Origin of the sequence: Micromonospora sp. WMMD1102 (assembly GCF_029626265.1) — a bacterium.
In the GTDB taxonomy this organism is placed as follows: Bacteria; Actinomycetota; Actinomycetes; order Mycobacteriales; family Micromonosporaceae; genus Plantactinospora.
The window spans coordinates 5,656,301-5,670,090 of record NZ_JARUBN010000001.1 but is presented as its reverse complement, the minus strand read 5'-3'; the positions used below and the strand labels follow the sequence as shown (position 1 = coordinate 5,670,090).

Annotated in this window: 9 protein-coding genes; 7 read left to right on the top strand and 2 right to left on the bottom strand. The window is 69.3% G+C overall.

Annotated features, from left to right (window positions below; all coding sequences use genetic code 11):
* A complete protein-coding gene (locus O7626_RS25370; RefSeq protein ID WP_278063602.1) occupies positions 1–603 on the bottom strand; it encodes a TetR/AcrR family transcriptional regulator in 603 nt (200 codons plus the stop codon).
* 114 nt (positions 604–717) lie between these two features.
* On the opposite strand from O7626_RS25370, the gene O7626_RS25365 reads away from it, so the two are divergent.
* Complete coding sequence (locus O7626_RS25365) at positions 718–1,848, top strand: aldo/keto reductase (protein ID WP_278063601.1); 1,131 nt, start codon at positions 718–720, stop codon at positions 1,846–1,848.
* A 215-nt stretch (positions 1,849–2,063) separates the two neighbouring features.
* Here the strand turns inward: O7626_RS25365 and O7626_RS25360 are convergent, their stop codons facing one another.
* Positions 2,064–3,059, bottom strand: a complete 996-nt coding sequence (locus O7626_RS25360) for a pyridoxal-phosphate dependent enzyme (protein ID WP_278063600.1) — start codon at positions 3,057–3,059, stop codon at positions 2,064–2,066.
* Positions 3,060–3,282: 223 nt separating this feature from the next.
* Between O7626_RS25360 and O7626_RS25355 the strand changes: the two genes are divergently transcribed.
* From O7626_RS25355 to O7626_RS25330, 6 genes are all read left to right on the top strand, one after another.
* On the top strand, positions 3,283–5,241 hold the full coding sequence (locus O7626_RS25355) for an acyl-CoA dehydrogenase family protein (RefSeq protein ID WP_278066310.1): 1,959 nt from the start codon (positions 3,283–3,285) through the stop codon (positions 5,239–5,241).
* A 229-nt stretch (positions 5,242–5,470) separates the two neighbouring features.
* Positions 5,471–7,453, top strand: a complete 1,983-nt coding sequence (locus O7626_RS25350) for a class I SAM-dependent DNA methyltransferase (protein WP_278063599.1) — start codon at positions 5,471–5,473, stop codon at positions 7,451–7,453.
* A complete protein-coding gene (locus tag O7626_RS25345; RefSeq protein ID WP_278063598.1) occupies positions 7,450–8,748 on the top strand; it encodes a restriction endonuclease subunit S in 1,299 nt (432 codons plus the stop codon). The genes O7626_RS25350 and O7626_RS25345 overlap by 4 nt, the downstream gene beginning before the upstream one ends.
* Positions 8,745–9,959 (top strand): AAA family ATPase, encoded by a 1,215-nt coding sequence (locus O7626_RS25340; protein ID WP_278063597.1) that lies wholly within the window; start codon positions 8,745–8,747, stop codon positions 9,957–9,959. The genes O7626_RS25345 and O7626_RS25340 overlap by 4 nt, the downstream gene beginning before the upstream one ends.
* Positions 9,959–10,564 carry a DUF4276 family protein gene (locus O7626_RS25335; RefSeq protein WP_278063596.1) on the top strand — a complete coding sequence of 202 codons (606 nt, stop codon included), beginning with the start codon at positions 9,959–9,961 and terminating at the stop codon, positions 10,562–10,564. The genes O7626_RS25340 and O7626_RS25335 overlap by 1 nt, the downstream gene beginning before the upstream one ends.
* A complete protein-coding gene (locus tag O7626_RS25330) occupies positions 10,557–13,763 on the top strand; it encodes a type I restriction endonuclease (protein WP_278063595.1) in 3,207 nt (1,068 codons plus the stop codon). Before O7626_RS25335 ends, O7626_RS25330 begins: the two co-directional genes overlap by 8 nt.
* Positions 13,764–13,790: the final 27 nt, after the last annotated feature.

Below are 13,790 nucleotides of genomic sequence, written 5' to 3'. Positions count from 1 at the left end.
TCACCCGCTCCGAGGAGCCCGTAGGTTGCCGATGCCGACGTCGAGAGCTGCCTCCAGGTGCCCGATCCGGCCGGTCGCGAGCATCACCAGTACCCCGCCCTGGATACCGGCGAGCAGGGCGGCGGCTGCCTGGTCGGCGTCGAGCCCCGGGTCGACCTCGCCGATCCGCTGCATGTGCCGGATCCCCGTGCCGAGTTCCGCCTGCCAGCGCCCAAGCAGTTCGGTGACCACGGCCCGCGCGCCGGGAGTGGTCCGGCCGAGCTGCGCGACCAGACCGTTGAGCGGGCACTCCATGCCCTGCCCGAGATAGCGGGCCACCACCCGGTCCCGCCAGGCCGACCAGGCGGGCCAGGAGGTGAGATCGCCGAGCTGCGGCTGTTGGTCGGCGATCACCCGGTCGGCCTCGTACCGGGCGACCGCGAGCAGCAGTTCGTCCTTGCCGTCCGGGAAGTAGTGGAAGAGTTGGCTCTTGCTGGTGCCGGTCCGGGCCCGTACGTCGTCCAGGGTGGTCGCCGCGACACCCCGTTCCCGGATCTCCGCCGCCGCACCCTCGACGATCCGGTGCCGGGTCTCGGCGCCTTTCCTGGTAAAAGTCCGGTTCATCCTCGCTAAACTCCTCTGGACTCGGCGGTCCACTCTACTCGGGGCGGTCTCCGGTTTTTTGGACTTGTCGGTCCAATTTTTCCGAGGCAGGGTGGCGGCGGGAGGTACACCGACATGAACGACTACTACCTGCTCGGCCGGTCCGGGCTGCGGGTGAGCCGGCTGGCGCTGGGCACCATGAACTTCGGCACCGCCGGCTTCCACGCCTCGTACGGGAAGGCCGAGGCGGACGCCGAGCCGATCCTCCGGGGCTACCTGGAGGCCGGCGGCAACTTCGTCGACACCGCGGACTTCTACACGGCCGGGGAGAGCGAGCGCATCCTCGGCAAGCTGATCGCCGCCGCCGGGCTGCGGGACAGGATCGTGCTGGCCAGCAAGTTCACCAACAGCGTCGACCCGGCCGACCCGAACGCCAGCGGCAACGGCCGCAAACACATCGTCCGGGCGCTGGACGCGACACTGCGCCGGCTGGACACCGATTATCTCGACCTCTACCTGCTGCACACCTGGGACCGGATCACCCCGGTCGAGGAGGTGGTGCGGACCTTCGACGACCTGGTACGCGCCGGCAAGATCCGGTACGCCGGACTCTCCGACGTCCCCGCCTGGTACGCCGCCCGCGCCCAGAGCCTCGCCGAGGCGCACTCGCTGACGCCGATGATCAGCATCCAGTTGCCGTACTCGCTGATTGCCCGGGACATCGAACCGGAGTACCTGCCGATGGCCCAGTCCCTCGGGATGGGGCTCACCGCGTGGAGCCCGATCGGCGGCGGGCTGCTCACCGGCAAGTACCGGCGGACCGCCGACGGGATGTCCGGCGAGGGTCGGCTCGGCGCGTCCGGCGGCCAGCAGCGGCCGATCACCGAACGGGAGTGGCAGATCATCGAGGTACTCGCGGAGGTGGCCGGCGAGCTGGGCCGGAGCATGGCGCAGGTGGCGATCAACTGGGTAGCCGGCCGTCCGGGTGTCGGGTCGGCGATCATCGGCGCCAGCAGCCCCGAGCAACTGGCGGGCAACCTGGCCGCGCTCGACTTCGAGATCCCGGTCGAGGCGCGGCGTCGGCTCGAACAGGTCAGCGCGGCTCCGCTGGCGCTGCCGTACTCGATGTTCACGCCGGAATACCAGTCCTGGATCGTCAGTCCCGGGCTGGGGATCGGGGACAAGCCGGCCGGCTACGCCCCGCCGGTCTGGAACGGCGCGGCAGAGCCGGTCGGAGCCGGCAGCGCGGCAGAGCCGGTCGGCTGACGCCAGCGCCGACCCAGCCGGCCCGGGCAGGCCGACCCTGCCTGGTCCTCTGTGGTCACCTGGACACCAGAGGCGTTACGGCACCGATGTAGCGCCTCTGGTGTCCAGGTCGACACCGAAAACGTCTACGGCGTCCGGCGTCCGGCGAGCGGCGAGCGGCGAGCAGCGGGCGGGGGCTGCCGGGGCGGAGGTGGGGGGCGGGGCAGGGAGGCGGGTCAGCGGCGGACCCAGTGGTGGTAGGCGGACAGGTCGACGTTGCTGCCGCAGATGACTGTCACCACGTGCCGGTCGGCGAACCGGTCGGGATTCTCCAGGACGGCCGCGATGCCGAGGGCGGCCGACGGTTCGACGACCAGGCCGGCGTGCTCCAGCAGCAGCCGCATCCCCTCGACGATCGACCCCTCCCGGACCAGGACCGCGTCGTCGGCGACCGCCAGGAGGTCGTCCAGCACGGCGGGGATGGGGTACCGGCCGGCGACACCGTCGGCGATCGTCTCGGTCGAGTCGGTGGTGACGACCCGACGCTGGTGCCACGAGCGGGTCATCGCGGGTGCACCCAGCGGCTGTACGCAGATCACCTCGACCTCCGGCGCCAGGGTCTTCAGCACGTACCCGACGCCGGTGGCCATCGCGCCGCCGCCGAGAGCGACAAGGACGGCGTCGAAGGAGGAACCCGCGCCGAACTGGCCGGGCCGGACCGACCTGGCCCGGTCCGCCAGTTCCAGTCCGATGGTCGCGGCGCCCTCGCAGGTCTCGATGTCCAGGCTGTCCTCGACCAGCCGGATGTCCCGCTCCCGCGCGACGGCCGCGGCCCGTTCGCGGGCCTGCTCGAAGTCGCCGTCGACGAGTTCCAGCTCGACACCGAGCGCGCGGATCCGGTCGAGCTTGGCGGCGGGTGCCCGGCGGGACGCCACCACCGTCACGTCGAGGCCGCGGCGGCGACCTGACCAGCCGAGCGCCTGCCCGAGGTTGCCGGCGCTGGCGCAGACCACGGCCGTACGGCCCTGCCCGGTCAACAGGCTGGCGACGAGTTCGGTGCCCCGGGCCTTGAAGCTGCGTACCGGGTTCGCGGTCTCCAGCTTGATGCTCACCGTGCAGCCGAGTTGGTGTCCGAGCGGGTCGCACTGGTACAGCGCGGTGTCCAGGAAGAGTGGATCGATCACCCGGCGGGCCGCCCGGATCCGGTCGAGGTCCAGTCGTGTGGCGAGCATGGCCAGGCAGCGTATCGCGGGGCGCGGCTGCCGGGATCCGCATATTTGGCGCTACCGACGGGTAACAAAACCCGGTAGCGTTGGCGGGGTATTTGCGCAAGGACCTCAGGGGGTTACCGCTCCAGTAGCTGCCGTAGCCGGGCGAAGCGGCGCGGACACCCCCTTACCGCCGTACTCGATCGGAGGGGTTGCCGTGACCACGACAGAGCGGAACGGGCCGGCGGTGAGCGGGTCGGACGGAGTCGGGCCGCTGCCGAAGGAGGCGGGGCAGGTCTCCGAGCGGGAGGCCCGGCAGGTCGCCGAGGCGGCCCGGGAGACCGAGTGGGGCAAGCCGAGCTTCGGCAAGGAACTCTTCCTCGGCCGACTCCGGCTGGACCTGATCGACCCGTGGCCGCAGCCCGATCCCGAGCGCGCCGCGCACGCCGAGGAGTTCCTCGACCGGCTCGACAGCTACGTACGCTCCGAGGTGGACGGCGCGGCGATCGAGCGGGACGCCAGCATCCCGGACGAGGTGTTCGCCGGGCTCGGCCGGCTCGGCGCCTTCGGCATGAAGATCGACCGGAAGTACGGCGGCCTCGGCCTGACCAACCTGCACTACTGCCGGGCGCTGACCCTGGCCGGCTCGGCCAGCCCGGCGATCGGCGCGCTGCTCTCGGCACACCAGTCCATCGGCGTGCCGCAGCCGCTCAAGATCTTCGGCACCGACGAGCAGAAGCAGCGCTTCCTGCCCCGGCTGGCCGCCGGGGAGGTGTCGGCCTTCCTGCTCACCGAGCCGGACGTCGGCTCCGACCCGGCCCGGCTGGCCACCACCGCCGAACCGACAGCCGACGGCAGCGGCTACCGACTCGACGGCGTCAAGCTGTGGGCCACCAACGGCACCGTGGCATCGCTGCTGGTGGTGATGGCCCGGGTGCCCGCGTCCGAGGGGCGGCGCGGCGGGATCACCGCCTTCGTCGTCGAGGCCGACTCGCCGGGGATCACCGTCGAACGGCGCAACGAATTCCTCGGACTGCGCGGCCTGGAGAACAGCCTGACCCGGTTCTCCGACGTCTTCGTACCCGCCGAGAACGTCATCGGCGGCGAGGGGCGCGGCCTGAAGATCGCGCTGACCACCCTGAACACCGGCCGGCTCTCGCTGCCGGCGATGTGTGTCGGGGCCGGCAAGTGGTCGCTGAACGTGGCCCGGAGCTGGGCCGCCGAGCGGGTGCAGTGGGGCCGGCCGGTCGGCGGGCACGAGGCGGTGGCCACCAAACTGTCGTTCATCGCCGCCACCACCTACGGCATGGAGACCATGCTCGACCTCTGCTGCCTGCTCGCCGACGACGACCGCAACGACATCCGGATCGAGGCGGCGCTGGTCAAGCTCTACGCCAGCGAGATGGCCTGGAAGATCGCCGACGAGTTGGTGCAGATCCGGGGCGGGCGCGGCTACGAGACCGCCGACTCGCTGACCGCCCGGGGGGAACGCCCGGCCGCCGTCGAGCAGATCCTCCGCGACCTGCGGATCAACCGGATCTTCGAGGGCTCGACCGAGATCATGCACCTGCTGATCGCCCGGGAGGCGGTCGACGCCCACCTCTCGGTGGCCGGCGACATCATCGACCCGGACGCCGAACTCGGCCAGAAGGTCCGGGCCGGCGCGAAGGCGGGCGCGTTCTACGCCCGCTGGCTGCCGACCCTCGCGGTCGGACGCGGCCAGAACCCCACCGGGTACGCCGAGTACGGCCTACTCGCCGGGCACCTGCGACACGTCGAGCGGTCGTCCCGCAAACTGGCCCGCTCGACGTTCCTGGCGATGTCCCGCTGGCAGGGCAAACTGGAGCACAAGCAGAGCTTCCTCGGCCGGATCGTGGACATCGGGGCGGAACTGTTCGCCATGTCGGCGGTCTGCGTACGGGCCAACGCCGAACGGGAGAACCGGCCGGAGGGCGTGGAACTCGCGGACCTGTTCTGCCGGCAGGCGAAGGTGCGGATCGCCGGGCTGTTCCGGGCACTGTGGGAGAACACCGACTCGGTCGACACGGCGGCGGCGAAGCGGATCCTCGCCGGCCGGTACGCCTTCGTCGAGGAGGGCGTGGTCACCCCGCCCGCCGACCTGCCCTGGGTCTCCGCCTGGCAGCCCGGTCCGTCGACCGTCGAGGACGTACGGCGCCGCATTCCCCGCCCGAACGAGAAGAAGTGACCGGCATGGTGATTGACGAGTTCCGAGAAGCGAAGGAGATCTAATTCAGGTAGCCGGGCCTGACGGGTGCGGACGAAGGCGCCCCAGTCGGCTCGAACCATCGCAGGCTCTTCGCGTTGCGCGGGAGGACTGACCCAAGCGGCGGATTCCGGTCATACCCCCTCGTGAAAGACTCGTCCCGGACGACGCCGTGCCCGGCGCGCCGCCCGGTACGACAGAAGGGACCCCGGTGAGCGACCCGACGCCGAAGAATCTGGCCAACTGGATCTGGCAGGTCGCGGACCTGCTCCGGGGCGACTACAAGCGCGCCGACTACGGCAAGGTGATCCTGCCGTTCACGGTGCTGCGCCGCCTGGAGTGCGTGCTGGAGCCGACCCGGGACGCGGTGCTGGCGGAGAAGGCCAAATGGGAGGCCAAGGGTGTCGACCCGAGCCCGTTTCTGCCCAAGCGGGCCGGCTACCGCTTCTACAACACCACCGAGCACACCCTCGAATCGATTGCCGGCGCACCCGACGACGCCGCCCGCAACCTGATGGGCTATCTCAACGGCTTCTCGGAGAACGCCCGCGAGGTCTTCGACCGGTACCGCTTCGCCGAGCAGGTCGCCCACCTGGCCGAGGCGAAGCTGCTGCACCTGGTGGTCGGCAAGTTCGCCGACTTCGACCTGCACCCGGACGTGGTGGACAACCACGAGATGGGCTACGCCTTCGAGGAGCTGATCCGGAAGTTCGCGGAAGACTCCAACGAGACCGCCGGTGAGCACTTCACCCCACGCGAAGTGATCAAGCTGATGGCGGGCCTGCTCATCGCTCCCGACCTGAACGAGATCAAGGTGCCGGGTGCGCCCCGCCGGATCTACGACCCGGCCTGCGGGACCGGCGGCATGCTGACCGCCGCCGAGGAGTTCATCCTCGCGCACAACAAGACCGCCAAGGTGTACGCCTTCGGCCAGGAGCTGAACCCCGAGTCCTGGGCGATCTGCCGCTCCGACCTCATGATCAAGGATCAGGAGGTCGACAACATCAAGCTCGGCAACTCGTTCAGCGACGACCAGCTCCCACACCGCACCTTCGACTACATGCTCTCCAACCCGCCGTTCGGGGTGGAGTGGAAGAAGGTCCAGGCACAGGTCAGGGACGAGCACGAGGAGCGCGGCTTCGACGGTCGCTTCGGTGCCGGCCTGCCCCGGATCAACGACGGCTCGCTGCTCTTCCTCCAGCACATGATCGCGAAGATGCGGCCGGTCAGCGAGGGCGGCTGCCGGCTGGCGATCGTCTTCAACGGCTCGCCGCTCTTCACCGGCGCCGCCGAGTCCGGCGAGTCGGAGATCCGCCGCTGGATCCTGGAGAACGACTGGCTGGAGGCGATCGTCGCCCTGCCCGACCAGCTTTTCTACAACACCGGCATCTCCACGTACTTCTGGATCCTCACCAACCACAAGGACCCCGCCCATCGTGGCAAAGTGATGCTGGTGGACGCCCGGGACTACTGGGTCAAGATGCGTAAGTCGCTCGGCGACAAGCGCAAGATGATCGACGAGAAGCAGATCGACGAGATCATGCGGATGTACAGGGACGGGCCCGCCATCGCCGCCGACCCCGAGCACCCCCAGCACGGCAAGGTGAAGGTCTTCCGCAACCGCGACTTCGGCTATCACCGCATCACGGTCGAGCGCCCGCTGAAGCTCCGCTTCGAGGTCACCGAGGAAACCCTGACCCGGGTACGCGAATCCAAGGCGCTCCAGCGGCTGGTCGGCTCCGACGCGCTGGAGAGTGCTCTCAAGCCGCTGCTCGGCTCGGTATGGTCCACCAAGAAGGCGGCGTGGACCGCGCTGCGCGGCAGCATGGCCGAAGCAGGGGTGCTCTGGCCCACCGGGGCACCGTTCCAGAAGGCGCTCCGCGACGTGATCGGCGTCCGGGACCCGGAGGGCGAGGTGCAGATGGTCAAGGGCGCCCCCGAGCCGGACCCGGAGCTGCGCGACTTCGAGAACGTCCCGCTGGACGAGGACCTCGACGCCTACGTCGAGCGCGAGGTCCTGCCGCACGTCCCGGACGCCTGGGTCGACCACGACAAGACCAAGATCGGGTACGAGATCCCCTTCACCCGCCACTTCTACGTCTACCAACCACCCCGCCCGCTCGCAGAGATCGACGCCGAACTCAAGGCCCTGGAAGCAGAAGTCCAAACCCTCCTCGGCCAGGTGACGCAGTGACGTGGGCGGCGAACGTCTCGGTACGTTCGATCGCTGAGGTGGCGCTGGGCAGGCAGCGATCGCCACAGCACGCCGAGGGCCCCTTTATGGTCAAGTATCTCCGGGCAGCCAACGTCAAAGACGGAAGACTGGACCTTAGCGATGTGATGTCCATGAATTTCACGCCGGATGAACAGAGAATCTTTGGCCTCAAGCAGGGCGACGTTCTTGTTACCGAAGGGAGCGGCAGCCTTACATCGGTTGGAGCATCCGCGGTTTGGCGAGCCGAGAATAGCGAGCCTGTCTGTTTTCAGAACACACTGCTGCGTCTGAGGCCACGAGCTGGTGTCACCGACGGCCGGTTTTTGGGCTGGTGGGCTCGGTCGGCGTTTGGGTCAGGACTGTTTGCCTCGCTTGCGGACGGAGCAAACATCTACCATTTGAGCGCAGAACGAGTCCGTGCGATCCGCATCGACCTTCCGCCGCTGAACGAGCAGCGCCGCATCGCTGACTTCCTCGACGCCGAAACGGCTCGGATTGATGGATTAATCGAGGCGCAACGTCGGGTCACGCACCTTTTGCGGGAGCGGCGCAACGTCGGCGCTATTGCACATATCACCGGACTTACCGAGCCAAAGCGGCGTACGTCAAGGCTGGCCTGGACGGATTCACTGCCCGCCGGCTGGCCGGAGGTTCGCCTTGGGCTCGTAGCGCGAATGGGAAGTGGGCACACGCCAAGCAGGTCGCATCCGGAGTGGTGGACAGACTGCACCATTCCCTGGATAACCACGGGAGAAGTTAGTCAAGTGCGTGATGACCGGCGCGAGGTCATCACCGAGACCCGCGAGCGCATCAGCGCGCTCGGCCTCGCGAATAGCGCCGCCGAGTTGCATCCTCCGGGAACGGTCGTCCTCTGTCGCACTGCATCGGCCGGATACTCTGCTGTCATGGGTGCCAGCATGGCGACCAGTCAGGATTTCGTGACCTGGACTTGCGGTCCGCGCTTGAATCCCTTTTATCTCCTGTGGTGCCTACGGGCAATGCGGCAGGATCTGCTCGGCCGTTTGGCAATGGGATCGACGCACAAAACGATCTACGTGCCCGACCTCCAGATGCTCCGGATCCCGTTGCCAGGACTCCACGAGCAGGAGCAGATTGTTGAACGGATTCGCGAGGAAAATGCCCGAATTGATCAGCTAATTGACGCCGTCCATCGCCAGCTTCAGCTCCTCGCCGAGCGGCGGCAGGCACTTATTACGGCGGCGGTGACGGGGCAGATTGACGTGACGACCGCTCGGGGAGTGGATGTGTCGTGAGTGAGGGGTTCGGGCTCGGCCCGCAGCCGGTGCCGTTCGTCCGGCGGGTCCGGGTCAGGAACTACCGGTCGATCGCCGACTGTGACGTCACCCTGGGGCCGCTGACCGTACTCCTGGGCTTCAACGCGTCCGGGAAATCCAACTTCCTCGACGTACTCCGGCTGGTCTCTGACGCCCTGCGGACCTCGCTGTCGCAGGCGGTGTCGGACCGGGGCGGCCTCGATGCCCTGCTGCATCGCGGCCCGAGCGGCGTGGCCGACTCCTTCGAGATCCTGCTCGACCTGATGCTCCGGCCCCGGATGGCCGGCGCGGAGGCGGTCCCCGCGACGTACGGGTTCGAAGTCGGCCCGGACCCCGATGGCCTGCTGCCGCTGCTGGTGCTGCGGGAGACCGGCGAGATTCGGCAACCGGACGGGGTGCTGCGGCTGCCGCTAAAGGTGCCGGGCCGCAGCCAGCGGTTGCGGCTCTCCGCCACGATCCTCCGCGAGGAGGAGCCGCAGGCGACCCTGGAGTCCAGCCTGCGGGGCATGACCTTCTACGAGCTGGACCCGACAGTGCTGCGCGCGCTGGACGAGCCGATCACCAAACGGCCCGTGCTCGGCCCGGCCGGACAGCATCTGGGTCCCGTCCTCGGCGCGCTCGACGGCGCCGACCCGCTGGGCAAGGAGCGGCTGGACGCCTACCTGTCGGCGCTGGTGCCCAACGCGCTGGGCGTGGACGAGCGCCGGGAGGGCCGGTATTCGACCGTGCAGGCGCGGTTCCAGGCTGGAGACGACGACGGGGCACAAACCTTCCTCCGGGAGAACCTCTCCGAGGGGACCGTGCGGGCGGCCGGGGTGCTCGCCGCGCTGTTCCAACCCGCCGTCTCCGCCGGGCGGATACCCCTGATCGGCATGGAGGAGCCGGAGATCGGGCTGCATCCGGCCGGCGTCGGCGCGCTCTACGAGGCGCTCGACGACGCCGCGGCGCGCGCTCAGGTGATCGTCACCAGTCAGAGTTCGGAACTGCTCGACAACGAATACGTCCGGCTCGACCACGTGCGCGCGGTGGCCAATGTGGACGGGGTGACCAGGATCGGAGAGGTGGACGCCGGTGGGCGCACCATCGTGGAGAAGGGGCTGATGAGCATCGGCGAACTGCACCGCAGCGGCCAGATGCGACCGGAAGGGGCGCACGCCGGACCATGGTCCGCCGGAGGTGAGGTCGGGTGATGAGCCGCGCCACGATCGCCGCGATAGTGGAAGGTCAGGGCGAGGAGCGGGCGGTGCCGGTGCTGCTGCGCCGGATGGCCGCCGAGATCGCCCCGGACATCTGGGTCCAGGTCACCCGCCCGTTGCGGGTGTCCCGTGGCACCCTGACCGCGCCGCTCGGGCTGGAGCGGTACGTCGAAACCGCCGCCGTGCACGCCGGTCCGGACGCCGGTCTGCTGGTGCTGCTGGACGCGGACGACGACTGCCCGGCCGACCTGGGCCCACGGCTGCTCGCCCGCATCCGCGCGGCCAGGGGAGACCGGCCCAGCTCGGTCGTGCTGGCCAACCGGGAGTTCGAGGCATGGTTCCTCGCCTCGGCGCCCTCGCTGCGCGGGCATCGGGGTTTGGCCGGAGACCTCGCGCTGCCCGTCGACGCGGAGGGGCCGCGCGACTGCAAAGGTTGGCTGAAGCAGCGCCGGACCGACGGGCGGGCCTACAAGCCGGCCGCCGACCAGGCCGCACTCGCGGCGGTCTTCGACCTGAAGATGGCCCGGGACAACTCGCCGTCCTTCGACAAACTCTGGCGCGACGTGACACGACTGCTGACTGGGGGCACGAGTGAGTGAACGGGTGCTGACCGAAGGGGCGTTCGAGCGCGAGATCGTCGAGTCGCTGCTCGCCTCGGGCTGGCAGCGCGGCGACCAGCAGTCGTACCGGCCGGAGTTCGGGCTGGACACCGGCCACCTCTTCGAGTTCATCGGGGCCACCCAGCACGAGGAGTGGAAGACCCTGGTCGGCTACGCCGGGGGCGACCAGCCCCTCGCCCAGCACCAGTTCACCCGCTTCCTCGCCCGCGAGTTGGACGAGCGCGGCGCGCTCGACGTGCTGCGCAACGGGGTCCGGGACCGGGGCGTCCGGATCCGGCTGGCCTACTTCCGGCCCGCGCACACCATCGCCGAGGGCGCGCTCGACGACTACCGGCGAAACCGGCTCTCGGTCACCCGCCAACTGCACTTCTCGGCCGGCGCCCCGCAACAGTCGGTCGACCTGGCGCTCTTCGTCAACGGGATTCCGGTCGCCACAGCCGAGCTGAAGAGTTTCGCCAGCCAGCGTCCGCAGACCGTCGAGGACGCCAAGGAGCAGTACCGGTCCGATCGCGACCCGAAGGACACGTTCTTCGCCCGGCGTACCCTCGTGCACTTCGCGGTGGACGAGGACCTGGTCTTCCTGACCACTCGCCTGCGGGGCAGAAAGACGGCCTTCCTCCCGTTCAACCAGGGCACCGCCGGGCCGGGCAACTCCGGCGGCGCGGGCAACCCGCCGGTGCCGGGCCTCGGTGGACCGGCCTACCGGACGTCCTATCTGTGGGAGCAGGTGTGGCAGCCGGACGCCTGGCTGGACCTGCTGAAGCGGTTCCTGCACGTGGAGGATCCCAAGGCCGCCAGATCCAGGGGCCGGGGCGCCGGCAACGGCCGGACGAGCGTGCACGACCGCACGCTGATCTTCCCGCGCTATCACCAGCGGCATGCGGTGCTCGGGCTGGCCGCACATGCCGCCCGCGCCGGTTCGGGGAGCAACTATCTGGTGATGCACTCCGCCGGCTCCGGCAAGTCGAACACGATCGGCTGGCTGGCACACCGGCTTTCCACCCTGCACGGCTCGGCAGACCCCGGTGCCCTTGACCCGGACTCGGTCGCGGCGGGGCGGATCGAGCCGAACAAGCCGGTGTTCCACAAGATCGTGGTGATCACCGACCGGTCCGTGCTCGACAAGCAGCTCCAGGGCACGATCTACCAGTTCGACCACACTCCCGGTGTGGTGGAGCGAATCACCGGCTCCGGGGGATCGAAGTCCGTCGAGGTGGCCGCCGCGCTGGCCAACACCGCTACGAAGATCGTCATCGTGACCGTGCAGACCTTCCCGTATGTCCTGGACGGCATCGAGGCGCTCAAGGAGAAGCGGATCGCGGTGATCGTCGACGAGGCGCACTCCGGACACTCCGGCGACAGCGTCAGCAAGCTGGGCAGGGTGCTCAGCGGCAAGGGCGCCGAGGACGCCGACGCGGACGGTGATTTGCTGCTCGCCGCGGCGAGCGCCCGCCAGCAGCGCCCGAACGTCTCCTACTTCGCGTTCACCGCCACCCCGAAACAGAAGACCCTCGACAAGTGGGGCATCCTCGACCCGCTCACCAACGAGATGCGGGCGTTCCACATCTACTCGATGCGCCAGGCCATCGAGGAGGGCTTCATCCTCGACGTGCTGCGCAACTACACCACCTACCAGACCTACTGGCGGGTGGCGAAGGAGGGTGCCGAGGACATCGAGGTCGACCCGGGCAAAGCCGGGGCGCAACTGGCCCGGCTGGTCTACCTCAACCCGGCCACCCTCGGCGCGCACGCCGAGGTGATCGTCCACCATTTCCAGACCCGGGCCGCGCACCGGCTGGGCGGCCGGGCCAAGGCCATGGTGGTGACCCGGTCCCGGGAGAGCGCGGTACGGATGTACCACGCCCTGGCCAAGGCCACCGACGACCTGGGCTGCCCGGAGATCGGCGTGCTCGTCGCGTTCTCCGGCGAGCTGGAGGTGGACGGGATCAAGGTGACCGAGACCGGGTTGAACGGGTTCTCCGAACGGGAGTTGCCGGAGGCGTTCGGATACACCCGGGCCGACGATCCCCACGCCGCCGCCCGTACCGGCCGGCCCGGCGCCGCGCCGGCCCGTACCGAATACCGCATCCTTGTCGTCGCGGAGAAATACCAGACCGGATTCGACCAGCCGCTGCTGACCAGCATGTACGTGGAGAAGCCGCTCGACGGCGTCGCGGCCGTGCAGACCCTCTCCCGGCTCAACCGCACCCACCCGCTGAAGAGCCAGGACGACCTGTTCGTGCTGGACTTCGCCAACGACGCCGAGAACATCCAGGCCGCCTTCAAGCAGTACTTCGAAGAGGCCCGGGCCACCCCCAGCGACCCCAACCTGCTCTACGGGATCCAGCGTGCGGTGATGGACCACCAGATCCTGGTGGAGTCGGAGCTGCGGGAGTTCGCCGAGGCGTACCTGCGAGCTCAGCCCGCGCCCGGCTCGACCGAGGCCGGGCAGCCGCCCGCTCAGCGGTGGGACCGCCGTCATGCGGCCCTCTATCAGCTCACCGACCCGGCCCGGCAACGCTTCGAGCGGCTCGCCGCCGAGGACGCCGACGCGGCCGAGATGTTCCGCTCGGACCTCACCGACTACGTCCGCAAATATGGCTTCCTCTCCCAGGTGATGCAGTTCGTCGACGCGGACCTCGAGGGGCTCTACCTCTTCGGCAAGCACCTGCTCAACCGGCTGCCCCGGCGTCAGGACCCGGCCATGGACATCGGCGAGGTCGACCTGACCCACCTGCGGGTGGCCAAGACCGGCGAGCACGACATGACCCTGGAGCCGGAAGGCGCGCAGCTCCTGCCCGGCTTCGACACCAGCGGCGCCGGCATCGCCCGGGACCCGGACAAGGCCCTGCTCTCCGAACTCATCGAGGAGTTCAACCGGCGGTACGGCGAGGGGATGAGCGAGGCGGACCGGCTGAGCGTCGAAGAGCGCATCGTCGCGGCGGCCGAGGATGCCGAGCTTCAGGAGGCGGCCGTGGCCAGCCGCAACGAAGGTGACTTCGAGTTGCCGTTCGACGCCCGCTTCCGGGACATCATGGTCGAGCGGGCCGAGGCCGACACGAAGTTCACCGAGCGGTACTTTGCCGACAACGAGTTCCGGGGCCGGCTGACTCGGGAGGCCCGGCGCCTCGCGTACCGGATGATCCGGCGGCGGCACGGTCTCTCCGACGTGGCCTGAGCCGGCCCTGCGGGCTCGGTCTCTCGG